General features: G+C 68.7%; 24 protein-coding genes and 1 pseudogene. 14 read left to right on the top strand and 11 right to left on the bottom strand.

The window, feature by feature from the left end; translation table 11 throughout:
- Window positions 1–60: 60 nt before the first annotated feature.
- A complete protein-coding gene (locus tag HUT06_RS31840; RefSeq protein ID WP_176199069.1) occupies window positions 61–2,544 on the bottom strand; it encodes a collagenase in 2,484 nt (827 codons plus the stop codon).
- A 379-nt stretch (window positions 2,545–2,923) separates the two neighbouring features.
- On the opposite strand from HUT06_RS31840, the gene HUT06_RS31835 reads away from it, so the two are divergent.
- Window positions 2,924–3,448, top strand: a complete 525-nt coding sequence (locus tag HUT06_RS31835) for a pyridoxamine 5'-phosphate oxidase family protein (RefSeq protein ID WP_176199068.1) — start codon at window positions 2,924–2,926, stop codon at window positions 3,446–3,448.
- Window positions 3,449–3,482: 34 nt separating this feature from the next.
- On the opposite strand, the gene rox is transcribed toward HUT06_RS31835, so the two are convergent.
- Both rox and HUT06_RS31825 read right to left on the bottom strand, forming a co-directional pair.
- The gene (gene rox / locus HUT06_RS31830) at window positions 3,483–4,967 is read right to left on the bottom strand and encodes a rifampin monooxygenase (protein WP_176199067.1); all 1,485 of its coding nucleotides are present in this window, start codon (window positions 4,965–4,967) and stop codon (window positions 3,483–3,485) included.
- 209 nt (window positions 4,968–5,176) lie between these two features.
- Window positions 5,177–5,866 carry a pentapeptide repeat-containing protein gene (locus HUT06_RS31825; protein ID WP_176199066.1) on the bottom strand — a complete coding sequence of 230 codons (690 nt, stop codon included), beginning with the start codon at window positions 5,864–5,866 and terminating at the stop codon, window positions 5,177–5,179.
- Between the two features lie 45 nt (window positions 5,867–5,911).
- Between HUT06_RS31825 and HUT06_RS31820 the strand changes: the two genes are divergently transcribed.
- From HUT06_RS31820 to HUT06_RS31810, 3 genes are all read left to right on the top strand, one after another.
- Entirely contained in the window at window positions 5,912–7,147 is a 1,236-nt protein-coding gene (locus HUT06_RS31820; RefSeq protein WP_176199065.1) for an epoxide hydrolase family protein, read from the top strand.
- Between the two features lie 42 nt (window positions 7,148–7,189).
- Entirely contained in the window at window positions 7,190–7,522 is a 333-nt protein-coding gene (locus HUT06_RS31815) for a hypothetical protein (RefSeq protein WP_176199064.1), read from the top strand.
- Window positions 7,523–7,829: 307 nt separating this feature from the next.
- Window positions 7,830–9,464, top strand: a complete 1,635-nt coding sequence (locus HUT06_RS31810; RefSeq protein ID WP_254715487.1) for a ubiquinol-cytochrome c reductase cytochrome b subunit — start codon at window positions 7,830–7,832, stop codon at window positions 9,462–9,464.
- On the opposite strand, the gene HUT06_RS31805 is transcribed toward HUT06_RS31810, so the two are convergent.
- Window positions 9,448–10,485 carry an SDR family NAD(P)-dependent oxidoreductase gene (locus HUT06_RS31805; RefSeq protein ID WP_254715486.1) on the bottom strand — a complete coding sequence of 346 codons (1,038 nt, stop codon included), beginning with the start codon at window positions 10,483–10,485 and terminating at the stop codon, window positions 9,448–9,450. The two genes, HUT06_RS31810 and HUT06_RS31805, sit on opposite strands and share 17 nt — an antisense overlap.
- Before the next feature lie 84 nt (window positions 10,486–10,569).
- On the opposite strand from HUT06_RS31805, the gene HUT06_RS31800 reads away from it, so the two are divergent.
- On the top strand, window positions 10,570–11,502 hold the full coding sequence (locus HUT06_RS31800) for an AraC family transcriptional regulator (RefSeq protein ID WP_176199063.1): 933 nt from the start codon (window positions 10,570–10,572) through the stop codon (window positions 11,500–11,502).
- Between the two features lie 10 nt (window positions 11,503–11,512).
- Here HUT06_RS31800 and HUT06_RS31795 read toward each other — a convergent pair whose 3' ends face one another.
- The 4 genes from HUT06_RS31795 to HUT06_RS31780 all read right to left on the bottom strand — a co-directional run bounded on the left by HUT06_RS31795 (window position 11,513) and on the right by HUT06_RS31780 (window position 15,575).
- Window positions 11,513–12,049, bottom strand: coding sequence for a hypothetical protein (locus tag HUT06_RS31795; protein ID WP_176199062.1), 537 nt, complete (start codon window positions 12,047–12,049; stop codon window positions 11,513–11,515).
- Between the two features lie 147 nt (window positions 12,050–12,196).
- On the bottom strand, window positions 12,197–12,736 hold the full coding sequence (locus HUT06_RS31790) for a GNAT family N-acetyltransferase (RefSeq protein ID WP_176199061.1): 540 nt from the start codon (window positions 12,734–12,736) through the stop codon (window positions 12,197–12,199).
- 293 nt (window positions 12,737–13,029) lie between these two features.
- On the bottom strand, window positions 13,030–13,899 hold the full coding sequence (locus HUT06_RS31785; RefSeq protein ID WP_176199060.1) for a discoidin domain-containing protein: 870 nt from the start codon (window positions 13,897–13,899) through the stop codon (window positions 13,030–13,032).
- The gene (locus HUT06_RS31780; protein WP_217711549.1) at window positions 13,896–15,575 is read right to left on the bottom strand and encodes an alkaline phosphatase; all 1,680 of its coding nucleotides are present in this window, start codon (window positions 15,573–15,575) and stop codon (window positions 13,896–13,898) included. The genes HUT06_RS31785 and HUT06_RS31780 overlap by 4 nt, the downstream gene beginning before the upstream one ends.
- A 433-nt stretch (window positions 15,576–16,008) precedes the next feature.
- Between HUT06_RS31780 and HUT06_RS31775 the strand changes: the two genes are divergently transcribed.
- Window positions 16,009–17,196 carry a GDSL-type esterase/lipase family protein gene (locus tag HUT06_RS31775; RefSeq protein WP_176199059.1) on the top strand — a complete coding sequence of 396 codons (1,188 nt, stop codon included), beginning with the start codon at window positions 16,009–16,011 and terminating at the stop codon, window positions 17,194–17,196.
- A gap of 297 nt (window positions 17,197–17,493) precedes the next feature.
- Here HUT06_RS31775 and HUT06_RS31770 read toward each other — a convergent pair whose 3' ends face one another.
- Window positions 17,494–17,883 carry an ATP-binding protein gene (locus HUT06_RS31770; RefSeq protein WP_176199058.1) on the bottom strand — a complete coding sequence of 130 codons (390 nt, stop codon included), beginning with the start codon at window positions 17,881–17,883 and terminating at the stop codon, window positions 17,494–17,496.
- A 106-nt stretch (window positions 17,884–17,989) separates the two neighbouring features.
- Between HUT06_RS31770 and HUT06_RS31765 the strand changes: the two genes are divergently transcribed.
- From HUT06_RS31765 to HUT06_RS44880, 4 genes are all read left to right on the top strand, one after another.
- Window positions 17,990–18,802, top strand: a complete 813-nt coding sequence (locus HUT06_RS31765; protein WP_176199057.1) for a helix-turn-helix transcriptional regulator — start codon at window positions 17,990–17,992, stop codon at window positions 18,800–18,802.
- Window positions 18,799–18,990 (top strand): DUF397 domain-containing protein, encoded by a 192-nt coding sequence (locus tag HUT06_RS31760; protein ID WP_176199056.1) that lies wholly within the window; start codon window positions 18,799–18,801, stop codon window positions 18,988–18,990. The genes HUT06_RS31765 and HUT06_RS31760 overlap by 4 nt, the downstream gene beginning before the upstream one ends.
- 523 nt (window positions 18,991–19,513) lie before the next feature.
- The gene (locus HUT06_RS31755; RefSeq protein WP_176199055.1) at window positions 19,514–20,017 is read left to right on the top strand and encodes a SigE family RNA polymerase sigma factor; all 504 of its coding nucleotides are present in this window, start codon (window positions 19,514–19,516) and stop codon (window positions 20,015–20,017) included.
- A 3-nt stretch (window positions 20,018–20,020) separates the two neighbouring features.
- On the top strand, window positions 20,021–21,076 hold the full coding sequence (locus HUT06_RS44880) for a hypothetical protein (RefSeq protein ID WP_254715485.1): 1,056 nt from the start codon (window positions 20,021–20,023) through the stop codon (window positions 21,074–21,076).
- Window positions 21,077–21,188: 112 nt separating this feature from the next.
- Here the strand turns inward: HUT06_RS44880 and HUT06_RS45695 are convergent.
- Both HUT06_RS45695 and HUT06_RS31745 read right to left on the bottom strand, forming a co-directional pair.
- Window positions 21,189–21,368: pseudogene (locus HUT06_RS45695) on the bottom strand (transposase); the annotation flags it as partial.
- Window positions 21,369–21,632: 264 nt separating this feature from the next.
- Window positions 21,633–21,800 (bottom strand): hypothetical protein, encoded by a 168-nt coding sequence (locus HUT06_RS31745; RefSeq protein WP_176199053.1) that lies wholly within the window; start codon window positions 21,798–21,800, stop codon window positions 21,633–21,635.
- Between HUT06_RS31745 and HUT06_RS31740 the strand changes: the two genes are divergently transcribed.
- The 4 genes from HUT06_RS31740 to HUT06_RS31725 all read left to right on the top strand — a co-directional run bounded on the left by HUT06_RS31740 (window position 21,801) and on the right by HUT06_RS31725 (window position 23,504).
- A complete protein-coding gene (locus HUT06_RS31740; protein ID WP_217711548.1) occupies window positions 21,801–21,998 on the top strand; it encodes a hypothetical protein in 198 nt (65 codons plus the stop codon). It abuts the gene before it with no gap.
- 266 nt (window positions 21,999–22,264) lie between these two features.
- Window positions 22,265–22,642 carry an MmcQ/YjbR family DNA-binding protein gene (locus HUT06_RS31735; RefSeq protein WP_176199052.1) on the top strand — a complete coding sequence of 126 codons (378 nt, stop codon included), beginning with the start codon at window positions 22,265–22,267 and terminating at the stop codon, window positions 22,640–22,642.
- Window positions 22,643–22,649: 7 nt separating this feature from the next.
- Window positions 22,650–23,018 (top strand): MmcQ/YjbR family DNA-binding protein, encoded by a 369-nt coding sequence (locus HUT06_RS31730; protein WP_176199051.1) that lies wholly within the window; start codon window positions 22,650–22,652, stop codon window positions 23,016–23,018.
- Between the two features lie 69 nt (window positions 23,019–23,087).
- Window positions 23,088–23,504 carry a PPOX class F420-dependent oxidoreductase gene (locus HUT06_RS31725; protein WP_254715484.1) on the top strand — a complete coding sequence of 139 codons (417 nt, stop codon included), beginning with the start codon at window positions 23,088–23,090 and terminating at the stop codon, window positions 23,502–23,504.
- Window positions 23,505–23,962: the final 458 nt, after the last annotated feature.

Below are 23,962 nucleotides of genomic sequence, written 5' to 3'. Positions count from 1 at the left end.
CGACACGAAGCCGGGGCCGGACCTTCGCGGTCCGGCCCCGGCCTTCTAGCCGCTGCGAGGTCAGTACTCGACCTTCACGGCCGCGCCGCTGAACGCCTCCTTCCCGTACAGGCTGACGTAGTTGTAGCCGGCCGGCGGGTCGGCGATGGTGAGCGTCTCGCCGTTCCCGGCGCCGGTGGAGCGCTGGTTGTAGGACGACGGCGTCGCCCAGCTGCCGGAGCTGTAGTAGAGGTCGCCGTCACCCGTCCCGCCCGAGGACGTGATGGTGATCGACCGGGTGCCGGACGGGATGTAGAGGTAGAGGTAGGCGGTGCCGCCCTTGGCCGCCGACAGGTTGCCGCGCTGGCAGTTCCGGTCGAGCTGCCGGATGTCGGACCCGGTGCACTCGGGGGTCGTCCCGCCGCCCCCGGCCGACACGGAGATCCGCTGGGACGTGGTGCCGGTGGCCCCGGCGTCGTCGGTCACCGTCAGGGACACGGTGTACGTGCCGTCCGCCCCGAAGGTGTGGGACGGGTCGGCCGCCGTGGACGTGGCGCCGTCGCCGAAGTCCCAGCGCCGGGACGCGATCGTCCCGTCGGTGTCGGTGGACTGGTCGGTGAAGGCGACCGCCAGGCCGTTCGCGGAGTAGGCGAACCGCGCGGACGGCGCCTGGTTGCCGCCGCCCCCGCCGCCTGCGCACGCGCCGGCCGCGCACGCGGCGAGCCACGTCCGCCAGTCGCTGTCGTAGCGGCCGCCGATCGTGCTGGTCAGGAACGAGCGGGCAGCGTTCCAGTTGCCCGTCCGGTAGTAGCCGAGCACGGTGGAGATGTCGCCGGGATGCTTCTCGAACATGTACCGCACCGCCAGGTAGCCCCAGTAGTAGATGCGGGTCGTGTCATGGCTGTAGGTGGTGTCCCAGAGCGTGCTCAGTGCGTAGGTGCCCTTGGCGGCCTCAGCGATGGCCGAGTCGTTGGTCACCTTCCGGTACGAGTAGGAGACGTATTCGGCGAACCCCTCGATCCACCAGATCGTCGGCGTGGCGACGTTCGCGTTGAAGTCGCCGTACATGTCGAAGCGGCCGTCGAGGTAGTGCGTGTACTCGTGGTTGAGGTTCCAGATCTCGAACTTCGGGCGCACCCATTCGGCCTCGTAGGCGATGAACCGCGGCTGGTTCCCGGAGGCGGCCGGGTCCCCTTCCAGGTACATCCCGCCGTTGTTGGTGTCGATGCCGAACATCGCGCCCGCGTACGTCTGGTAGTCGGTGCTGGAATCGAAGACGCAGACCTCGATCGTGGTGTTGCCGTCGTTGGCGACGGGCTTGTTCCCGTCCTTGACGAGGCCGTGGAAGTAGGCGTCCTGGTTCAGCAGGCTCGCGCAGGTGTCCGACAGCTGGGACGCGGTCATGTCCTGCGCCCGGATCTTGATGCTGGAACTGCACGAGTGCGTGATGGTCAGGACGTTCTGGGCGAGCCGCTGCTGCAGGTTGCAGGTGTCATAGTAAGAGCAGTTCGCCTTGTCGTAGGAGTCGGTCATCTCGGCGATGCCGACCCACAGGGGAGCGGTCTTGCCGGTCATCGCGCTCTTGCCGAGCAGCCCCTTGGCCAGCGGCCTGACCTTGCCCAGCAGCGGGGAATGCTGCAGGAACCGGGCCATCTCCCGTCCCGCGTTGGACGCCAGGTAGCTGCGGTCGGTACCGAGCAGACCGAGATGGTTCGCCGCGAAGGAGTTCAACGTGTCGAGAACACTCGGATCCGACTGGACCGCCGTGACGAACTCCGGAACCTGGTGGCCGCGGAACAGCACCGTGTACACGTTGTTGACGGCGTTGAGCATCCACCACGACGCGTCGTAGGAACTGTTGTAGCCGTTCAGGAGCCGCTTCACCACGTAGATGTAGCGGGCGTTCTCCTGCGCGCTGTCGATGAGCGTGACCGCCTCGGCGAGGACCTCGCCGTTCGCGTCACTGACCGTCGACGACTTCGCATTGCCGAAATAGGCGTCCAGGCCGGACTGAATAGCGGTCTTCAGCGACTGGCCGTAACTCCCCACGGTCGAGGGGTTGTACCACTGCACGTAGTACCCGGCGCGCAGGTACAGGACGAGCTGCGCGGTACCGGTGCTGTTGTCGCCCGGATAGTAGACGCCGTTGTCGCGCAGCGCGTACGCGATCGTCGTCATCTGCGACTCGCGGAACGCGTAGTAGGCGTCCCCGCCGGTCAGGCTGAACAGCGAGTTGATGCAGTCGGTCGTCGAGGACTCGACCTGCTGGACGAGCGCGCTCCCGGAACGGCTCGTGAACTCGCTCGGACTGCAGGCGGCGGCCTTCAGCCCCTTCTTCGCCGCGCTGGACGGCCGCCGATGCTTTGTCGCCTTCGCGTCGTGGCTCTTGAGCGCGTCCTTCTCCGCCGCCAGCGGCGGCCGGTCCTTCACCGGCAGCGGCGACTTCTGCGGGTGCCGTGCCACGTCACCGCCGGTGACGGGTGGCGGCTTCGGCGCGGCGACCGCGGGCGCGGCCAGGAACGTCGTCCCGAGGACGACCGCCAGCGACGCCAGCAGGCATCGCATGGCTCTGCTTCTGTTTCTCACGGGGGTTTTCCCTCCGGGGGTGGACCGTCCGGCGCCGATGCCGGACGGATTCGCAGGGGACTCCGGGGCCCAATTCCCGGAGGCTCGGAAAAGCGTGCGCCCGCAGTGTCCGAACCAGACCCGCCGTGTGGTCATACGCAGATCCATCGGACTGCGTTATGGAGCACCCACCTCGGCACTCCCGGCGGCACCCGCGTCCGCAGGCCACCGGTCGCCGGCCATCGGCCGCCGAAGAAACCTGCCAGGAGATGTCAGGTTTTGCCGCCAGGATGGGTTTCACCGGCCGCCGTCACGCGCAGATGCGGACCGGAGCCCACGCACGACCCACGAACGAGCACACTCAGAGAGAAGGACCTCGATGTACGAAACGCCCGCGGACCTTGACGAACTGCAGGCCCTCCTGGACGCCTCCCGCTCCCGCTCGACCCCGCATCTCCGCTCGATCATCAACGCGGAGCGCGCGGTGACCGCGGACCGGCTCACCAAGGTCCTCACCGGCATGTGCGTCCTGGCCCTGTCGACGGTGACGGCGAAGGGCGAGCCGCGCATCAGCGCCGTGGACGGGCACTTCCTGCACGGCAGATGGCACTTCGGCACCGACCCCGACGCCGCCAAGGCCCGCCACCTCGCCGCCCGTCCCGCCGTCAGCGCCGCCCATCTGCGAGGCGAGGACCTGGGCGTGTTCACGCACGGCACGGTGGAGGTCCTCAATCCCCGGGGCGGCGAGCCCGCCGCGGACTGGCCCGAAGTGCTCGCCCACCTCAAGGACTTCTACAGCGCCGATGCCTTCGACTGGGACGAGGTCGTCTACTACCGACTCCGCCCGCACTGGATGGTCGCCTACGCCCCCGACACCGCCGAACCGGCGGAGTCGGGGGCGTAGACCGACATCAGCGGGGGGCGGGGCTCAGACGGGATCAGCTGGCGGGTTCGCCGAACCAGCGCGAAAGGTGGCCGTCCAGGTCTTGCTGGTCGTCGCCGATCCAGGCGACGTGACCGTCCGGACGTAGCAGCACGCACGGAGCGTCCAATTCCGCACCGGGATCCGCGAGGTGGTCGACCCGGTCCGACCAGCCGCCGGCGGTCAGGCGCTCGGTGCGGTCCAGCAGCAGACCGCGGCCGCGATGAAGCCGGCCGTAGAGGTTGCCCTGCTTCAGGCCGATGTCGCGCAGGCGGCGTCCGAGCAGGTCGGGGCCCTCGCCGAAGTCGTAGCGGATGCCGATCGCGCTGATCTTCTCGGTCAGGTGCCGGTTCACCTCGTCGAGGTCCATCAGCTCGGCGAGCAGCCTGCGCACGGCCCGCGGGCCCGGTCCGGCGGACATCAGCTCCGTCTGCGCACGGGTGTTGTCCAGCACTTGCTCGGCGATCGGACGGCGTTCGGCGTGGTAGGTGTCGAGCAGTGTCTCCGGCGCCCAGCCGCGGATCTGCGCGGCGAGCTTCCAGCCGAGGTTGAAGGCGTCCTGAACACCGAGGTTGAGGCCCTGACCGCCGGCCGGCGGGTGGATGTGCGCCGCGTCGCCGGCCAGCAGGACCCGGCCGACCCGGTAGCGCTCGGCCAGCCGGGTGGCGTCGCCGAAGCGCGACAGCCAGCGGGGGGAGTGCACGCCGAAGTCGGTCCCGGCGATGGCGCGCAGGCCGCGCTTGAAGTCTTCGAGCGTGGGCTCCGCTCGATCGCCGGCCTCCGCGGCGGGGACCACGACGCGATAGGCCTTCCCGCCGAAGGGGCCGAGGCTGAAGGCCTGATGGGTGGCGCGGACTTCGGCCACCTTGGCGGCGATCTCCTCCTGCGGCGCACCGACCTCCATCTCGCCCATCAGCGTCTCGTTCCGCGAGGGCTCGCCGGGGAAGCCGACGCCGAGCAGTTTGCGCACCGTGCTGCGCGCGCCGTCGCAGCCGACGAGGTAACGCGACCGCAGCCGTTCACCATCGGCCAGCTCGACGGTCACCCCCTCGCCGTCCTGCTCGAGACCGGCCACCGCGCAGCCGTGCCGGACCTGCGCACCCAGCTCGACCGCGCGCTCTTCGAGCAGCCGATCGATGACCGGCTGCGGGATGCCCAGCAGGAAGGCGTACGCGGAGTCCAGATCCTTGGGCGCGGGTTTGGCGATGGCGGCGAAATAGGCGCCGGCCGGACGCCGTCTTCCGTGTTCGAGGACGCGCTCCAGCAGCCCGCGCATCGCCAGCAGTTCGAGACTGCGGATGTGCAGGCTCACGACACGGACGAACGACCCCGGCTCGGTCTCCTTCTCCAGGACGAGTACCCGCACATCGTGCAGCCGCAGTTCGGCGGCCAGCATCGCGCCGGTCGGCCCGCACCCGGCGATGATGACGTCGTAGGCGAAGGGTTCGCGATCGACCGTGCCGTCCGAGGACGTCCCGGCGGTGGGTTGCGAGGAATGCATGGGGTGTTGCCTTTCGGGAGTGCCTGGTGTGTCGAGGCGCTCCCGGCGAGACCCCTACGTCAATCGCCCGACCATGACGACGAGGGGAGCACCCACATCGATACAGCGTTCATGGGGCTCACCTCCTCGGCAGTGTCACGGCCACCCGCAAGCTACAAGCCCGCGCGCTACCTCGTCCACTCCTTTACCGACCGCCTGCGGTGCCCACGTCAGTCGATCGTGATGCCCAGCGCGGCGGCGAGCTGGTCGAGGAGGGCGGTGGCGTCCGCCCGCGACATGATCGCGCCTTCCAGTGAGCCGATCCCGCCGATCCCGGACAGGTCGCAGCCGGAGAAGCGGACCTGGGCCAGCTGAGCCGCGGAGAACTGCGCCCCGGTGAGGTCGCAGCGTTCGAACTGGACCCGCGTCAACTCGCTGTTCTGGAAGTTCGCCTCGGACAGGTTGCAGTCGCGGAACACCACCTCGCGCAGCTGGGCGAACCGGAACGAGGCCAGGTTGGCGCGGCAGCCGGTGAACAGCACCTCGCGCAGCGCGCCGTCGTCCAGCCGCATCCCGGTCATCCGGCAGTCCAGGACGGCCGCGGTGGTGACGTGGGAGTCCAGGAGCCGCAGGTTGGCCAGGTCGCATCCGGTCAGCTCGGCGTCGGTGATCTCGGCCCGGGCCAGCGATCCCGCCACCGTGGTGCCCGTGAAACGGCACCGCTCGACCTCGGCGTTCTCGGTCTCGGCGCCGGTCACCCGCTCGGGGCCGTAGGCCAGCGACAGGTACTTCCCATCGTGGGCCAGCTCCCGGTCGGCCGGGGACGCCGGGGACAGACTGGCCGGAAGCCGGGGCGGTCGGGGGTCGCGGAGCGGCGTGACACGGTGCACGCGCCGGGCGCTGCGGGTACGGGCTGGCATGGCCGCGACGTTACCGGCTCCCACCGGACCGGAAAGAATCACGCCATGAGCACAGCGCGCACCTTTCCGCTTGAGTCCACTCCGATCCATGTGCCCGACGAGGCCCTCGATGATCTGCGCGCCCGGCTGGTCTTGACCCGCCCGCCACTGGACGAGGCGAACGAGGACTGGTCCTACGGCGTCCCCGACGACCATCTCCGCGGACTGGTCGCCTACTGGCGGGACGAATACGACTGGCGCAAGGCCGAGGCCGCCATCAACGCCTATGAGCACTACCAGGTCGGCGTCGCCGGCGTCCCGGTGCACTTCATGCGCAAGCCGGGCCGCGGCCCCCGCCCGATCCCGCTGATCCTCACCCACGGCTGGCCCTGGACGTTCTGGCACTGGTCGAAGGTGATCGACCCGCTCGCCGACCCGGCCGCGTCCGGCGGCGACCCCGCCGACGCGTTCGACGTCATCGTGCCGTCCCTCCCGGGCTTCGGTTTCCCCGGCCCGCTCACCGGCTTCCCGGACGTCAACTTCTGGAAGGTCGCCGACCTCTGGCACACCCTGATGACCGAGACGCTGGGATACGAGAGGTACGCCGCCGGGGGCTGCGACATCGGCGGGATCGTCTCCAGCCAGCTCGGCCACAAGTACGCCGGCGAGCTGTACGGCGTCCACATCGGCTCCGGGCTGCCGCTCGACTTCTTCAACGGCCCCCGCGCCTGGGACTTCGCCCGGAACCGCCCCCTCACCGACGACCAGCCCGCCGACGTCCGCGCCCGCATCATCGAGCTGGACCACCGCTCGGCGTCCCACCTCGCCGTGCACACGCTCGACGGCGCGACCCTGGCCCACGGGCTGAGCGACTCGCCCGCCGGACTGCTCGCCTGGCTACTCGAGCGCTGGAACGCCTGGAGCGACAACGGCGGCGACGTCGAGTCCGTCTTCACCAGGGACGACCTGCTCACCCACGCCACGATCTACTGGGTGAACAACTCCATCGGCACCTCGATGCGCTACTACGCCAACGCCAACCGCTACCCCTGGGCCCCTGCCCACGACCGCACCCCGGTCGTCCAGGCCCCGGTCGGCCTCACCTTCGTCACGTACGAGAACCCGCCCGGCATCCACACCGCCGACGAGCGCGTCCAGGCGTTCAAGACCGGCCCCCAGGCCGCTTGGTTCAACCACGTCAACGTCAACGCGCACGACCACGGCGGCCACTTCATCCCCTGGGAGAACCCCGAAGCCTGGGTCACCGACCTGCGCCGCACCTTCCACACCCGCAGGCCCTGAACCCCACCCGAGTCATATTGCGTGGGGGCAGAAGGAGAACCCGTGAATGACGATGTGGGCCGCGCCGCAGAAGTGGTCGAGTACCTCCGTCAGCGGCTCTCGGCCGAGAATCTCTCGGCGACCTTCGAGTTTCCGCTCTACGAGCATCCCTGCGGCGTGGACGTCGAGTTTTCTGCCGGGGGAGGCTCCTTGCTGGAAATAAGCGCGGCGGTCCGCGAAGTGAAGGTCCTGGACGTGACTGACTTTGCGTTGACCGTCACGGAGCTCGGGGACTATGTCGTGATGCGTGCGCGCGGGATGTCGTGCAGGGACGCGCTGAAGGTTCTCAATGAGAAGCCGCGTCGAACGCGATGGTGGCGGCGCGCGTCATCCTGATGCGGGTTGAGGCCCTGCTCGGCCACGGTCCGGCCCGGCAGGGGCGACGGCGGACGGGGCGGTACTGCTTCGTGGGATGTGTGTTTCCTCTGCGGACGCGCTGAGTTGTCACATCCCGAGGGACCTACCTGGTCATCTCTTGCTGAGAGCCAATGATCCCTGAAAAGGACCGAATCCGTATGCGAGTCATCACTCTTCGAAGTTGTGCGGCCGGTCTCGCCGTGCCGTCCGTGACGGACATGCCCTCCCTGCACTCGGCCGAGAGCGGTGCCATCGTGCGGGCGCGTGCCGCAGGCGGGAGGTTCCCGTGGTAGCCGACCAGAAGGGGCGCAGGCCGCCGACGGCCGTCGTGGGCGCGGCGGGCGCGATCGACGAGCGGTTCGGGGGGATGGCATGGGTCCGGAGGTCGATGCGCAAGGCGTTCCCCGACCACTGGAGCTTTCTGCTCGGTGAGATCGCGCTGTACGCGTTCGTCGTCGTCCTCGTGACCGGGGTGTTCCTCACCCTGTTCTTCGTGCCGAGCATGGAGGAGGTCGTCTACGACGGGTCGTACACCAAACTGCGGGGCGTCGAGATGAGCAAGGCGTACGAGTCCGCCCTGCGCATCTCCTTCGACGTGCGCGGCGGGCTGCTCGTCCGCCAGATCCATCACTGGGCGACGCTCCTGTTCATCGGGGCCATCCTCCTCCACCTGCTCCGCCATTTCTTCACCGGTTCGTACCGCAAGCCCCGCGAGCTGAACTGGCTGGTCGGAGTCGTGCTGTTCATGCTGGTGATGGTGAACGGGCTGCTCGGTTACTCGCTCCCCGACGACCTGCTGTCGGGCACCGGCCTGCGGATTCTCGAGGGCGTCCTGCTGAGCGTCCCCCTCGTCGGCTCGTACGCGCAGATGTTCCTGTTCGGCGGCGAGTTCCCGGGCGACATGATCATCTCTCGGCTGTACGTCGTCCACGTCCTGCTGATCCCCGGCCTGCTGGCCGCGCTGATCCCGCTGCACGGGGTGGTGATGACCTGGCGGGTGATGCACACGACCTTCCCCGGCAAGCGCGCCACCAACAAGACGCAGTACGGCGACCCGTTCTACCCGGTCTTCATCGCCAAGACCACCGCGTGGTTCCTCTGGATCGTCGCCACGTGCGTCATTCTCGCCACGTTCTTCCAGATCAACCCGATCTGGCTGTACGGCCCCTACGACCCGGGCGCGATCAGTTCCGGCTCGCAGCCCGACTGGTACATGGGCTGGCTGGAGGGCGCGCTGCGGATGATGCCCGGCTGGGAATGGAACGTGATGGGGCACACCTTCGCGCTCGGCGTGCTCATCCCCGCCCTGGGCGTCCCCGGCGTCCTGTTCACCGGGCTGGCCCTCTACCCGTTCCTGGAGCGCTGGGTGACCGGCGACCGCCAGGTCCACAACCTGCTGGACCGCCCCCGCGACGTCCCCGCCCGCACCGGTCTCGGCGTGGCCGCGATCGTCTGGTTCGGCACGCTGTGGGCCGCCGGCGGAAACGACGTCATCGCGAACACCTTCCACATCCCGCTCTACTGGACGACCTGGTTCTTCCGCGTCACCTTCATCCTCGGCCCGGTCCTGGCGTACGCCGTCACCTACCGGATCTGCCTCGGCCTGCAGTCGCGCGACCGCGCGCTGGTCGAGCACGGGGTGGAGACCGGCGTCATCGTCCGCTCTCCCGACGGCCGGTACTCCGAGGTCGAGCGGCGTCTGACCCCGGAGGAGGCCGCTCCCATCACCGACGAACGCCCGCCTCCGGCCATCGTCCTCACCCGCCCTGAGCACAACGGAGTCCCGTCCCCCGAAAGCCGCCCCGTACTCGGCAGGCTCCGCCTGGCGCTCAACCGCCACTACACCGCCGACCTGGCCAAGCCCTCCAACGGCCACCAAGCCCAGAAACAAAAGGCGATGGAACCTACCGCTCGCGAATAGCCGGGGAGGAGGCGGACGAGCGGCCGGCGTTTCGAGGTACGGCCGTCTCGATGGCGTTGGTGGCGAACGTCCAGAGCCGGTCCGCGGCCTCCGGGTCGAGCGCGTGGGCGGCGACGGCCCCGTTGGGCTCCTCGTCTCCCGTCGCGGGCCGGATCTCCTGGTTGTCCTCGAAGTAGCGTCCGCTGATGCCGTCGAGCAGGGGCGAGGCCGCGAGCAGCACGGAGGTCGCCGCTCCTTGGGCGGGGGTCTTGTAATGGGGCGGCTGGACGAGGTCGCCCGCCTCGTCCAGCACGCCGAAGCCGCGCATCTCGTCATCGCTGAGATGGCGTTGCAGCTTGGTCAGGATGAAACCCGGGTTGAGCGCGTTGGCGGTGATCCCGTCCTCGCCCCAGCGCTGGGCGACACCCACGGCGTGCAGGCCCATCGCGGTCTTCGACTGGCCGTAGGCCGACCACGGGTCGTACGGGCGCCGCTCGAAATGCGGGTCGTCGAAGACGAACGGCGAGTAGAGGTTCGCCCCGGAGCCGACCAGCACGATGCGGGACGAGCCCGCAGCCTTGAGATTGCCGTGCAGGCCGTCGGCAAGGGCGAAATGGCCGAGGTAGTTGGTCGCCAGTTGCATCTCCCAGCCGTAGGAGGTGAGCCGCCGAGCCGGAAGCGCCATGATCCCCGCGTTGGCCACCAGCGCGTCGAGCGGCCCCCGCCACGCGTCGGCGAAGGCGGCGACCGACTTCAGGCCGGCCAGATCGATCGCCGCCGCCCTGACCTCGCCCGCCCCGGGCACGGCCGCCAGTTCGTCGATGAGCGCCCCGGCCTGGGCGGGGTCGCGGGTGGCGACGGTGACCTCGGCCCCCGCGCGGGCGAGCGCGCGGACCGTCTCGCTGCCGAGGCCGGACGCCCCACCGGTGACGATCATGCGCCGGCCGGTGAGGTCGACCCCGTCGAGGATCTCGGCGCCGGTGGCGCGCGGGCCGAAGGGAGTGGTGAGACGCTCTCGCGTCCTGTGCGTTGTCCTGTCCACGAATCCTCAACGTACGGGCCGAGAACTGGACTCACTATGATCGAACGTCCGGATTCCTTTAGCGAGCGTCCAGGGAGGCCGGGGATGGATCCCTTGGAGGACGTCCTGGCGCTGCTCGGCGCCACCAGCCGCATCTCCACGTCCCTCGCCGCCGGCGGTAGCTGGGCGATCGAGTTCGGCCCCCCGGCCGGAGTGAAGTTCAACTCCGTCCGGCGAGGTCGATGCCACCTGAGAATCGAGGGCCGGGACGCTCCGTACGACCTTGAGCCGGGCGACTGCTTCCTGCTGACCCGACCGCGGCCGTTCACGCTCTTCAGCGATCCCGCGGCGGTTCCGGCGGCGGCGGGACCGATCTTCCGCGCGGCCGTCGACGGGGTGGCGCGCGCCGGCGACGGCGACGACGTCTTCATGATCGGTGGTGCCTTCTCGTTCGGCGATCGGGCGCGCACCCTGCTGCTCGACGACCTGCCGCCCGTCGTCCACGTCCCGGCGGCGGCCGAGGAGGCGGCCGGCGTCCGGTGGGCGATCGGTCAGATCGACACCGAACTGCGGCACCGGCGGCTCGGTTCGACGCTCGTCGCCGAGCACCTCGCCCTCGTCATGCTGATCCAGGTCCTTCGGGTCCACCTCATGCGGGACGCTCCGCACACGTCGGGCTGGCTGGCCGGCACCAGCGACCCCGTGGTCTCCGTGGCGCTGCGGCGGATCCACCTGCGCCCCGCGCATCCGTGGACGGTGGAAGAACTCGCCCGGGCGGCCGGTGTCTCCCGTTCGACAATGGCGGCGCGCTTCGGGAGCACCGTCGGCATGGGCCCATTGGAATACCTCACCGATTGGCGGATCGAACTCGCCGCCGACCGCCTCCGGCGCGGTGACGGCACTGTCGCCACCATTGCCCGCGAGGTCGGATACGGCTCCGAAAGCGCGTTCAGCGTGGCGTTCAAACGGGTCATCGGCATATCTCCGGGCGCCTACCGCCGAAAGCCGAAGCCCCCGCCCGTCGCCGTCAGCGGATGAGGGCTTCGCCCTACCGACGCTTTGCACCGGGGCCGATGCGGACGGGACGGATCTCGGCGAACAGGGTCAGTTCGACGGGACGAAGCCGCCGCCGTGCCTCGCGCGGCCACCACAGGGCGGCCGACGCGAACACCGTCTGCAGGACGATCTTGAGGTAGGGGGCACCGGTGCGCGCGTTCGGCACCTGGGTGCAGGTTCCCGACAGCGCCGTCCGCGTGTCCCGGTGTCCGAGGGCGAGCGTGCCCCGTCCCTCCAGGCCGTGCGGCCGCGTCTCGGTCGGCCGCAGGCCCGATGCCTCCCAGGACAGGCTGGACGGGGACCGCCCCCACCGCCGGGCCGAAAGCGCGTGCTCGGGCAGGTCGAGGTCGAGGGTGAAGCCCGACAGCAGCCCGGAGGGGCCCAGCACGAACGACCCCTCCAGGTCCGCCGACCGGAAGATCGGTTCGACGCCGCTCGGGGTGACCATCGACAGCACGGCCTCGCCGGCGGCGCCTTCGATCGACCATGAATCAGGGTCGGAATAGTAGTTTCCCGGCAGCGCGTCCATCTCGGCTCCCCATCCTCGTCACCGGCGGGTGAAGGCCGGCTCGGCTTTAAGGAAGACAGGCCCGGGGCCGCAGATGTGACATCGCGTCGCCTCTTGCGCGCCGATATCCTGCGTTCAGGTGATGAGTCCTTGCAGGACGCGATGGCGCTACAGGCCATCCGCCTCGAGGTCGCCGGGGCGCAACCGGTATTCCTGGAGCCGCAGCCCGTAGTACTTCTCGGTCTCGCCGACCCACTCCATGCCGATCCGTTCGACGGTCGCGGCGGCGCGCTCGTTCGCCGGCCGGACGAGCGCGATCACCTCCTCCAGCCCTTGCGTGAACGCCCACCGCGCCAGGGCCGTCCCGGCCTCGGTGGCATAGCCGTTGCGCCACGCCGTGGGCCGGAGCTGCCATCCCATCTCGTACGCCTCGTCCGGCGGCAGCGGCAGCAGCGTCGCGCCCCCGACCAGGTCCCCGGTCTCCCGGTTCTCGATGGCCCAGCGGCCGCCGGGGACGACCATGCGCGCGCCTTCGGCGATCCACCGCTCCATCAAGGAGCGCATGCCGGCGACGTCGGCCACCCTGTCCATGGCCGGGCTGAGCCAGCGCGTGACCTCGGCGCTGCCGTAGATGTCAAGCGCCGCCTCGGCGTCGTCCACGTCCCACGGCCGCAGGACGAGCCGCTCGGAAACCAGTTGATGCGTCATCTCGTATCCTCCGATGAAGCAGGTGTGCTGAGCAGCATGCGTACCCTCGGCACGACCACTGCCACCCATTCGGGGGCAAAGGCGGCGCGCGTCCTCGCCCACCCCCTGGGGCGAGGACGCGTCCCCGCTGACTGACACCGATCACCTTCCCGGTTCACTCGGCGGGACGGACCAGGGTGCTCACCGGCCGATTCCCTGGGCGCCCAGCGTCCCCGGACAGGTGATCGCAGGTGTCGCGAACGAGTGTGCAGCCTGGTCTCAACAGAACGGACAAGAGCAACTCGTCCCGTTCCTTACGAGCCCTGGTAGACCTCCAGCTCGATGATGCGGGAGTAGTCGCCGCTGTTGGACGCCAGTGCGGCGATGCGCACGGCCGTGGTGGAGACCGCCGGATCGAGCGGTATTTCCAACCGGCCCGCGGTGTTGCCGCGGACGCTCGACACCGTCGTCCACTCACCGCCCTTGCCGGGCACCTGGACGTCGAAGTCCCGCAGGCCGTAGCGGGCGGCGGGGTAGCGCGCGGAGTTCAGCGTGTACAGGACGACCCGGTCGACCGGCTGCGAGCCGCCGAACTCGACCGTGTAGGTGTCTGGGAAAACGGCGCGCGTGCCGTCGTTCCAGCCGGTCAGCGTGGACCAGTCCTCGGAGTCGGTGTTGGCGTCGACGCCGCCGCAGACGCGGAAGTTGCCGTGCGTGGACGAGGCGCTGACGGGGCCGCCGAGAGCGAGGTTGGCGCCCGGTCCCGACGGCTTCGGCGTGACCGTGACGGCCGCCTGCTGCTCAGGCCCCCGCGGCCCCAGCCGCAGGGACACCTCATGCGTCCCACCGGCGGAGCCGAGCGGCGCGGAGACCTGCGCCCGGACGACGACGTCGCGGTTCGGCGGCACGTAGGTCGAGATGACGTCATGCGAGGTGAGGAGCGGGCGCTCCGGCGCGATGAACACGTCGACGTACTCGCCCTCGGAGCCGGAGTTGGCGAGTTCGATCACCAGCGGCCTGCCTCCGCAGGGTGCGGCGAGCACGTCCAGCGCCCCGGACCGCACCGTCATCGTGACCGACCCGCGCCCCGGCCTGGCGGCGGAGGCCGTGCCCGCGTACACGGCGACACCGGCGACCGCCGTGAGCGATACGGCCAGCAGTGCGATGATCTTGCGAACGCTCACGTGCGGTTCCCCTTCAGCGGCTCGGGAGGGTCGACTTCGGAGGCGGACAGGTAGCTCTTGCCGCGTGCCGTGCTCTTGGAGTCGGCCTGTAGGCCGGGCCTGCCGTCCTCTACGGCGAAGCTCGCGCGGGTGAACACGGGCGCGCCGCGTTCCCGGACATACGGGACGACCCGGTAGGACGCGTTCCAGGTGTCCGGTGTGACGTGGAACGTCATGTATCCGCGCTGCCCGTTGTAGAAGCGGATGTGGTCGTTGGCCGCGAGGAACTGCGAGCCGTACTCGTCCATGTCCGCCCCGTCCCTGCCGGATGAGATGGACGACCCGAGGAACTCCGTCGCGATCGTGGGGGAGGCGGGGTCGTCGAAGTCCCGCTTGACGTTCGCGGCCATGCTGCGGTGGAAGTCGCCCGACAGCACGATCGGGTTGCGGACGTTCCGCTCGGCGATCCCGTTCAGCAGCCGGTCGCGGGAGGGCTTGTAGCCGTCCCACAGGTCCATCCCGAACGCCTGCCCGGGATCGGTGTTGAAGTCGACCTGCGACAGCATCACCTGCTGTGCCAGAACGTTCCACTTCGCTACGGAACGTCCAAGGCCGTCCAGCAGCCATGACTCCTGGGCGTCGCCGAGCATCGTCCGGGACGGATCCAGTCGCTGGTCGCAGTCGGTCTTCAGGCCGTCGCCGCACGCCTGGTCACTGCGGTACTGGCGGGTGTCCAGGACGCTGAACTCCAGCAGCCGGCCGAAGGTGAACCGGCGGTACAGCGGCATGTTCTGGCCGGCCGGCTCCAGCGCCCGCAGCGGCATGTGCTCCCAGTACGCCCGGTAGGCGTTGGCGCGGCGGACGAGGAAGTCCTCCGGCGGCGCCGACGGATGGGCGAGGTCGGCGTAGTTGTCGACCACCTCGTGGTCGTCCCAGGTGACGATCCACGGCGCCATGGCGTGCGCGGCCTGCAGTTCCGGATCGAGTTTGTAGAGCGCGTACCGGTCGCGATACTCCGACAGGTGAACGGTGGGGGTGTGGAACTTGTCCGGCACCGGTGTGTCCGGCCTGCCGCCATTGGTCTGCACGCCGAATTCGTACAGGTAGTCGCCCAGATGAACGACCAGGTCGAGGTCCTCCTCGGCCAGGTGACCGTACGCGGTGTAGTAACCGTCGAACCATGCCTGGCACGACACCATTCCGAAGGCGAAGGCATTCGCCGTCGTCCCGGGCGCGGGAGCGGTCTTGGTCCGTCCGGTCGGTGAGATCTCGTTGCCCGCCTTGAACCGGTAGAAGTACTCCCGCCCGGGGCGCAGGCCGCGCACATCGACGTGGACCGAGTGCGCGTACTCGGGCCTGGCGGTCGCCGTCCCCTGCCGGACCACCCGGCGGAACCTCGCGTCCTCGGCGACCTGCCACCGGACGGGGACGCGGTGCGGCTCCATCCCGCCCAGCGAGGCCAGCGGTTCCGGCGCCAGCCGCGTCCACAGGACGACCGAGTCGGGCAACGGGTCGCCGGACGCGATGCCGAGGCTGAACGGATCGTTCTTGAACCGGGACACCTCACGGGTCGGGCCCGACGGCTCCGCCTGCAACGGCCCGAACGCCAGCGCCAGCGCGCCGATCCCGGAGTACCCCAGGAATCGCCGCCTGCCCGGATCGCTCAGAGCAGGCCCGGGTTCTACGTCTCTGCTCACCTGCACGCTTCCCTTCCCGTCCGCCGTCCCCACGCAGAACTGAGTCCATATCAGGATCGCCTGCGATCTCGACGTTAAAATAACGCCAAACTTGATAAATGTCTCCCCCTGTTTAACACTCGGGACGACCGCAAGGGCTGAAGCCTCCCGCCCCAGCCCAGGACGCACCCGACGCCAAGGCGCCCTGACCGGCGTGAACACTGAGGCCGGCGTGAACGGCCCGCCGATCGAGCCGCCGGTGGCCCCATGCGCATGCCTCCCTCGTCCCGCCCCATTTCGCTGGGAGATGGCGGTGATGTCCTGGCGAGCGATCCACAGTGCGATGTCCGGGCCGTCAGAAAGCACTCCCCGCTCAGCCAATCCCGCTGTCATCACACTGTGTAATCATCAGGTCGCGAAGCGTTCGCCGAATCTCGCCTGGGAGGTTCCATTCATGACCAAAGGCAACAAGCGTCCTGGATTCGCCATACTCGCCACCGCCGGGATGCTGGCCGCCTACTCGGCCTGGGCGCCGCAGGCCAGAGCCGCGGACGAGGCGCCCCTCAAGCAGCAGGCCGAGCCGGTGGCGGTGTCGCTGGGAGACAGCTTCATCTCCGGCGAGGCGGGCCGCTGGTGGGGCAACGGCGACCTCGCCGCCGCGGCGTTCTGCACCCGAGGCGGAACCGACCGCGCCGCCTACCGCTTCGCCGGCATCTGCCGCTATGACCCGAAGCGCGTCTACGACGGCACGGCGGTCGATCCCCAACGGCCTCGCGCCACCGGATGCCATCGCTCGGACGTGGCCGAGATAAACGGCACCCGGCAGGTCGCGCTCACACCGGTCAATCTGGCCTGCTCGGGAGCCGAGACCAAGCACGTCCTCAGCGAGCCTTACAAGGAGAACAAGGAGTCGCAGTCGCGGCTACTGCAAACACTGGCCGCGACTCACCAGGTGAAATTGATCGTGGTGTCGATCGGCGGCAACGACCTGAACGTGTCGGACGCCCTGCGCCACTGCACCGATCAGTACATGAACAGCAGGCCATCGTGCGCCGCCACCGGCGAGGGGGACCGCCTCCTCGCCCAACTGCCGCAGGTCGCCACGAACGTCGGAAAAGTGATCGACAAGATCCGCGAGGTGATGAACGCGGCCGGAACGCCCTCCGACGGCTACAAGCTGATCGTGCAGTCCTACCCCTCTCCGGTACCGACCAGCGCCAAGGTGCGAGACATCTTCCCCGAGGCCGGGGGCGGCAAGACCAAGCGGACACTCGTCGGCGGCTGCCCGCTGTGGAACGCCGACTTCGACCTCATGCACGACACGCTGACACCCGCGATCGACGCAATGCTGAAGAAGGTCGCCGCCGAAAAGAACGTGACTTTCCTCAGCATGATCCACGCGCTGGACGGCCACGCCCTCTGCGAGAACGGCACCCGCCAGGCAGGTCCGACGGAAGACGCGAGCAAACTGGGCGGTCAGATGGAATGGGTGCGCTTCGGCACCGCCGGAATGAAGATCAGCCAGGGCTACCAGCAGGAGTCACTGCACCCCAACGCCTTCGCCCAGCAGTCCCAGGGCCGCTGCCTGGCCGCCGCCTATCAGAACCCCTCGCTCACCCAAACCTGCACCAGCGCAAGCTGACCCCCGCCTCATCAAGCGCCCAGTCGATCGCGAGAGGAATCGTCCGACAGTGAGGAGGCGTCCTCCGCCGGCCCGCGTGAGCGTGGGCCGGCGGTGCCCCTCTTTATCCGACACGACGCCTGCCCGCCCAGCATGAAGGGAAGCGTGGCCCCGCCTCTCCGCTCCGGGGGTGAAACAGAGAGGCGGGGCGGACGGTGACGAGCGACGGCCCGAACATCCCAGCCAGGAGCCGTGCATCACCGCCGGGAAAGAGGAACCACCCCTGAGCCCGTCCCACGGGGTCATCCCTCTGGACGTTCAGAGGGCGCACCTGGCCCAAACGATCTTTCCGCCTTCCGCGATCGGTCGGGTTCCCCAGTCGTCCACGACTCGCGACATCAACAGCAGGCCCCGCCCCGAGGTCGCCTCGAAGTCCTCCGGGCCGACCACCGGAAGTCCGTCCCCCTGGTCCCACACCTCGATCATCACGAGGTCGGGGCGGACGTCGCGGAAGACGCGGAGGATGATCTGACCCTCGCCGTGCCGCCAGGCGTTGGTCACCAACTCGCACACCACCAGACGCGCCATGAAGTCGTCCGCGGAGCCCCACTCCCGGAACAGAGTGGCAAGGAAATCCCTCGCCAACGCCGGCGCGTTTTCGTTGGGTTCAAGAAGAAGAGTCGGGATTTCTGGGGCAGGTACGGACATATTGGTACGACCTTCGGAACGTTGCCGGTTACTTCGAGTACAAGCGTGCTCGCTCTCGGCTACGCTCGCTACGTTCCGGAAGCATCCGCAACAAACGGGAGAGGCCATGCTCGCGCGGGAGTCGCTCGACCCGTCAAGATCGATCTGGCATTTCGTGGCGTTCCACCTGCGCCGCTATCGCAAAGCGCACGGGATGTCAGGGCAGGCTCTCGGTGACCTGCTTGACTGTGACCGTTCGACTGTTTCCCGGTACGAGTCCAACACGCTCAAGCTCAAGCGGGAGCACGCGGAGATCATCGACCGCGTGTGCAACACGGAAGGCATGTTCACGGCCTTGGTCGGGTTCGCCGCGCGTGCCGACGAGGGCAACTGGCTGCTGGAACTCGCCGAGTTGGAGGCTCGCTCATCAAGGATCAGGATGTGGGAGTCATCAGTCATCCCAGGGCTGTTCCAGACGCCGGACTACGCGCGTGCCGCACTGAGCGCCGGAACTGCGGAGGACCTCGAAGCGGCCCTTGAGCGGCGGCTGGCGCGGCAGGCCGCCGTGTTCGGCAAGACGAAGCCACCGCGAGTGACGGCCCTTCTCAGCTGGGTGGGGGTATCGCAAATCGTGGGCGGTCTGGACGTCATGCGCGGCCAACTCACTCGGCTGATAGAGCTGAGCGACCTTCCCTTCGTCAGTATCCGGATAGTGGAGAACAACGCGGGTGCGCATCCGGGCCTCGACGGCCCTTTCGTTCTCCTCACGGTCGGGGACCGGGACCTCGCCTACACCGAAGCGGCGACGCGTGGCTGCTTCCTCATGGACCCGTTCGATGTACAAGAAGTGGCAGTAAGGTACGACTTGATGAGCGACATAGCCGCCCCGGTCGGCCCAAGTCGGGCCATCCTGGAGGCTGAACTGGAGAAGTACACATGACCCAGTGGCGCAAGTCGAGCCGCAGCGGTACAGGCGGTCAGTCCAACTGCGTGGAGGTTGCGAATCTCTCTGGTGATGTCGGCGTGCGTGACAGCAAGGACCTGAGCGGTCCCCGCATCACCCTCCCGGTCGAGCGCTTCCGCAGTCTGGCCGCTGACATCAAGCGCGGAGCACACGACCTACCCTGACGCCCCATCCTGCGCGTTAGGACGAGAGCCCCTGAGCCGAGCTATGGCCGGGGGCTCTTGAGGTGCGTCAGGGGCCGGCGTCACGGCCTCGCCCTGCCGGAACTGCGGAGCATAGATGCTTACTCAGCGGCTCAGCCTGTGTCGGACGCACTCCGTCTGGGCCGATGCTGGGCAGCGCCACCGCCGTGAATGTTCGCCTTCTTCGGTCCTGAGGTCGTGAGGCAGACGGCGAACAGCCCACCAACTCAACCGCAGTTGAGATCAAATACGCTGGTCAAGCCCGGTCGGCATCCCCTCCGCCAGCCGAGACGGAACGCGATGACACCGCCGACGTGATAAGGCTCTGAGTTCGTGCACGCGCATGAGTGGGCGCCGAAGGGCCGCGCCCCGTTTGCGTAGGTGGGCCGTTCGAATGGCGTAGCTCCAGAACCGGCACCTTGACGTGGAACAGACTCCCCTTGCCGGGCAACCATTTCGGGGGGCCAGCCGGTAGATGTCGGCGAGAGATCTACTGGGAGGTCGAATGCGGGAGCGACCGGACTACGCGGCGTACGTGACGGAGCGGTCGCCGCGGCTGCTCAGAACGGCCTATCTGCTGTGCCGCGACTGGGCGCAGGCGGAGGACCTGCTGCAGACGGCGCTGGTCAAGGCGTGGCGCTCGTGGCGGCGGATCGAGGACAACCCCGATCCGTACGTCTACCGGATCCTGGTCAACACGCACGCGTCGTGGGCGAAGCGACACTGGCGCGGCGAGCGGCCCACGGAACGGCTCCCGGACGGCCTCGACCCGGCGGACGGCATCGGCGCCGCTGAGGACAAGGCAGTCCTGTGGGCGGCGCTCGGCCGGCTTCCACACCGGCAGCGCGCCACGCTGGTGCTGCGCTTCTTCGAGGACCTGTCGGAGCCGCAGGTCGCCGAGGTGCTCGGCTGCTCGGTCGGAACCGTGAAGAGCCAGACCAGCAAGGCCCTCACCAAGCTCCGGATCGATCCGGGCGTCCTGGCCGCCGTACCGCAGGGAGGGGAGTGACCGATGGCACGCGAACTGAAGGACCTGACCGAGGTCATGGAGGCCGAGAGCGCTCGCGGCGTTCCGTCACCGGATCTGCTGGACGGCGTCCGCCGCCGGGTCCGGCGCGGCAACCGGCTGCGCGCCGCCGCCGGGGCCTTGGGCGTGGTGCTGATGGCGGGGGCGGCCTTCGGGGTCGTCCAGCAGCAGGACGGCGACGCCCGCGACCGGCACGCGCTCGCACCGACGATGACCGGCGTCGTCAACCAGGACTTCCAGAGGTCCGCGAGGCGGGACGGCATGCAGCCGCTGCAGGAGGTCGGCTTCTCAAAACTTCGGGCCAAGGGACGGTTCACCATCACGCCGACCGGGCCGTTCATCAACATCACCCTCCGGTGCTCCGGCGATTTCATGGTCTACCAGCAGCGGGAGAACGGTGCCTTCAGCGGCGGCGGCTGCAGCAAGGGCTCACCCGACGACAACTCCGCCTGGGTCTCCAAGGTCACGCCGGGCGTGCCGATCACCCTCGAGGTCGTGGCTCTCCCGCTGAAGGACACCAGTGCACAGGACCCGAACACGTTGAGTTCGATGACCGGCATCGACCGGTACCTGAACAGCCACGAGCCGACGTCGGGCAACTGGAGCGTCCGCGTCTACAGCGGCCAGTGCAACACAGACCGCTGCTCCAGGTTGACCCGTCCCCCGACGCAGCCGAAACAACTTGCGGTGACCGGGCTGAAGCGGTTGGCGTGGGTCACCGGTAGCGCCGACGGCCGGTCCCGGACGGTGCCGCTCAACGAGCCGGGGAAGTCGATGCGGATTCGGTTGACGTGCGTGGACGGCGCGGCGGTGGCGGTCGTCCGGACCGGCGGGCAGGCCAAGGTAGTCGACTGTGAGATCGCCGAATCCACGGGCATCACCTGGGACCAGCACGTCGAAGCCGGGACGAACGGAATCAAGATCGCCGTGCTGCCCGCCGAGGCGGGCAAGGTGCACGGCACCAGCGACGCCGCGCTGGCAAAACTGATGAAGAGCGCGGAGCCGGCGGGAAAGTGGACACTGGAGGTCTACGCCCGCTGAGCCCCGCCAGCACCGCCGGCTGACGGTCGGCCACCACCGGACCTCGGCGGTGGCCGACCGCCACCGGACCGCGAAGCGGCACAGAAGTGCGGCGGGTCAGGTAGTCCTTGGTCTGCGGGTCGCAGCGTTTCAATGTGAGCGCGATGTGGTGCAGGGCACGGTTCAGGGCTCGGTCGCCGTGGGGGGTGAGGCGATGCCGGACGTTCCGTCCGCTGCTGGGCTGTCCGAGTCGTCGGTGTAGGTGTCGCTGAACAGGCGGGGGCCGGCGCGGGCGCCGGGCCCGCGTGTGCATGCGCATGGTCGATCAGGTGGGCGTCGGAGGCGGCGAGGGCGGTGTCCAGTTCGGCGTCGGTGGGCTCGTTCTCCGGCGGGACGGGATCGTCCGAGGTGGTCATCGCCCTAACGTGCCTGGTCATGACTGTGGATTTCCTCAACCGAGCAGTGGCCCGCTATCGCCGGTTGTGACCTGCGGTGTCGGTGGCCGAACTCGGGCAGCGGCTCCGATGTCCGGTCGCCGGTCCGGCGGGTTTGTGATGGCGAGGGTTGGGGCGCTTCATCAGGTGATCGGTTGGCTGGTGAGCAGGGGCCGGACCTTGGTGAGCATCAGGTCGAGGAACTGGTCGGGGCGGACGGAAGGAGGCGAAGTGGCTCGCGTCCTGGATGAGGCCAACGCCACCAGGTCTTCCTCCTGATCGCCGGGCAGGTACGCAACCTTGCCCAGCAAGTGGCCGACTTCGACGAGGACCACAACCGCGAATGGGGCCGCCTGACCACCGAACTGCTCAACCGCCACAGCGATCGCTTCCCCGCCTTGACCAAGGTGATCGCCGACGGCGCATTCACCTCCACGGAGCTCGATCCACTCGACTTCGGCCTTGATCGCATCCTCGACGGCGTCCAAGCGCTCATCGACCGCGCTTAGCTGTACTCGGCCATCGGGTTGGTGACACGCCTGGGCCGTAGTACGAGCATGCCGCTTGACCTGGACGGACGAGGTTTTCGGCAGGGACGGCGTCCTTTACGCGCACATGGCCGTTCCCCGCGCGGATGCGCCAACAGCCGGGTATGGGGCTGAAAGGCGGATGAGATGCCTGTTGAAGCGCTCAGTGATGGGGTTGGGACGACGGCGGGCAGTGAGCGTGCCGACGCCGCGCGCTCGTACTCGCGACCGCAGAGGAGGTTGCCGCGTTGCACGGGAAGGCTCTGCAGGCCACGGCGCAGAAGCGGGCTGAGGAGTTGCCGGCGACCACGCTGTATTCCTTCGAGCCCGGTTGGGAAGCCGCCAGGGTCGTGGACAAATGGTTCATGTTGGTGACCGAAGTGCCCGGCCGGCCGGTGGTGATCTTGAAGTCGCGTCCGGACGACGCCCAGGCCTTGTGCGAGGCGTATACGGACATCACTCCCGGGTATCACATGAACAAGCGGCACTGGATCACGCTGTCTCCGGGCGACTCGATCGACAAGAGACTGGTGGAGGAGCTGGTCACCGAGTCCTACCGGCTGGTGGTCGCCAATCTGCCCAAGTCGCGCCGGCCGGTCGACCCGGCGCGGTTCGGCACCGGGTGAGCCGGCCATGCCCCTCACCGGCGATCGACTTCAGCGTCTGGCCCGCAGCACGGCCGGCGAGCTTCCCGGCGTCAGTCACGGACGGCCGTTCACCGACAAGCTGGACGTCTACAAGGTGGCGGGAAAGGTCTTCCTCATCGTCACCGACGACCCGCACGAGCAGATCATCACCGTGAAGACCGAGCCCGAGTACGCGCGGTCGCTGCGGCGACGGCACGAATCGATCACGGTGGGCCGGTACCTGAACAAGAAGCACTGGATCTCCCTGGCCGCGGGCCAGGAGATCACCGCCACGCTGGTCAAGGACCTGGTCGCAGAGTCCTATGACCTGGTCGCAGCGTCGGTGCCCGCCCACCGCCGCCCCGGGTCGGGATGAGCGGCCACTGACCTGCTGGGCGGTACCCGCCTCGGGGCGCACCGAAAGAAGAGGAGTCCGATGCACACCATGTCGACACAGGAGTGGCACGAGTTCGTCACGCGCGGCGCACGCACGGGGAAGTTCTCCACGGTCGGACCCGACGGCACGCCGCACATCACTCCCGTGTGGTACGTCTTCGACGGCGAAACGTTCGCGTTCACCACCAACGGCCAAGCGGCGAAGACACGCAACCTGCGGCGTGATCCGCGTGCGGCACTGTGCGTCGACGACGACGCCCCGCCCTTCGCCTACGTCGAGGCCCGCGGCGAAGTGACCTTGAGCGAGGACCTGGACGAGTTGGTCGATGTCGCCACCCGGGCCGGTGCCCGGTACGCGGGCCCGGACCAGGCCGAGGAACTCGGCAAGCGCAACGGAGTACCCGGCGAGGTCGTCGTCCGGCTCCGCCCCGCAAAGGTGATCGCCTACGCCGGGATCACCGAATAGAGCACCCGCACCCGATCACCGGCGTCGCGCCAAGACCGTCGGCAAGGTCCGTCGCGCCCTCCGGAGGTTCCTACCTGGCGTATCTCAGACGACCCGCGCCCATGTGCTCACCGACGAGGCGCGAAACGACGTACATGGCGTTCGTGCAGGAACTGGGCATCTCATGCGTCATTGCCGGGGGCGACGAGCTGGACTTGGAGCTGCTGCCGGACGAGTTCGCCTCGCTGTTCGGGATCGAGACGCCGATGCTCGTCGGCGGAGGCGTCCTGAACTGGTCGTTCATCCCAGGCCGGTCCGTGCGACGAGCTGAGCGTGGTCATTGTCCCGGCCGCGGACGGCTCCTCTGCGACCCCCGGCGCGCATGCAGCCGCCACGGTCGACCATCGGTGCCGCAACAGAGCAGGCGGGACGTTCGCAGTCATCCGCCGATCCGAACGGCACATCGAGTCGCAGGCGAA

The organism is Actinomadura sp. NAK00032 (assembly GCF_013364275.1).
In the GTDB taxonomy this organism is placed as follows: domain Bacteria; phylum Actinomycetota; class Actinomycetes; order Streptosporangiales; family Streptosporangiaceae; genus Spirillospora.
The sequence above is the reverse complement of the archived record's forward strand: the minus strand, read 5'-3'. Positions and strand labels throughout refer to the sequence as shown.

Coding starts and splice junctions, on each gene's coding strand:
- HUT06_RS31825 (WP_176199066.1), bottom strand. CDS start 5,866: ATGCCAGCCCGTACCCGCAGCGCCCGGCGCGTGCACCGTGTCACGCCG.
- HUT06_RS31730 (WP_176199051.1), top strand. CDS start 22,650: ATGCCCCTCACCGGCGATCGACTTCAGCGTCTGGCCCGCAGCACGGCC.
- HUT06_RS31765 (WP_176199057.1), top strand. CDS start 17,990: ATGCTCGCGCGGGAGTCGCTCGACCCGTCAAGATCGATCTGGCATTTC.
- HUT06_RS31775 (WP_176199059.1), top strand. CDS start 16,009: ATGACCAAAGGCAACAAGCGTCCTGGATTCGCCATACTCGCCACCGCC.
- HUT06_RS31800 (WP_176199063.1), top strand. CDS start 10,570: ATGGATCCCTTGGAGGACGTCCTGGCGCTGCTCGGCGCCACCAGCCGC.
- rox (WP_176199067.1), bottom strand. CDS start 4,967: ATGCATTCCTCGCAACCCACCGCCGGGACGTCCTCGGACGGCACGGTC.
- HUT06_RS31790 (WP_176199061.1), bottom strand. CDS start 12,736: ATGACGCATCAACTGGTTTCCGAGCGGCTCGTCCTGCGGCCGTGGGAC.
- HUT06_RS31760 (WP_176199056.1), top strand. CDS start 18,799: ATGACCCAGTGGCGCAAGTCGAGCCGCAGCGGTACAGGCGGTCAGTCC.
- HUT06_RS31795 (WP_176199062.1), bottom strand. CDS start 12,049: ATGGACGCGCTGCCGGGAAACTACTATTCCGACCCTGATTCATGGTCG.
- HUT06_RS31755 (WP_176199055.1), top strand. CDS start 19,514: ATGCGGGAGCGACCGGACTACGCGGCGTACGTGACGGAGCGGTCGCCG.
- HUT06_RS31835 (WP_176199068.1), top strand. CDS start 2,924: ATGTACGAAACGCCCGCGGACCTTGACGAACTGCAGGCCCTCCTGGAC.
- HUT06_RS31770 (WP_176199058.1), bottom strand. CDS start 17,883: ATGTCCGTACCTGCCCCAGAAATCCCGACTCTTCTTCTTGAACCCAAC.
- HUT06_RS31820 (WP_176199065.1), top strand. CDS start 5,912: ATGAGCACAGCGCGCACCTTTCCGCTTGAGTCCACTCCGATCCATGTG.
- HUT06_RS44880 (WP_254715485.1), top strand. CDS start 20,021: ATGGCACGCGAACTGAAGGACCTGACCGAGGTCATGGAGGCCGAGAGC.
- HUT06_RS31840 (WP_176199069.1), bottom strand. CDS start 2,544: ATGCGATGCCTGCTGGCGTCGCTGGCGGTCGTCCTCGGGACGACGTTC.
- HUT06_RS31725 (WP_254715484.1), top strand. CDS start 23,088: ATGTCGACACAGGAGTGGCACGAGTTCGTCACGCGCGGCGCACGCACG.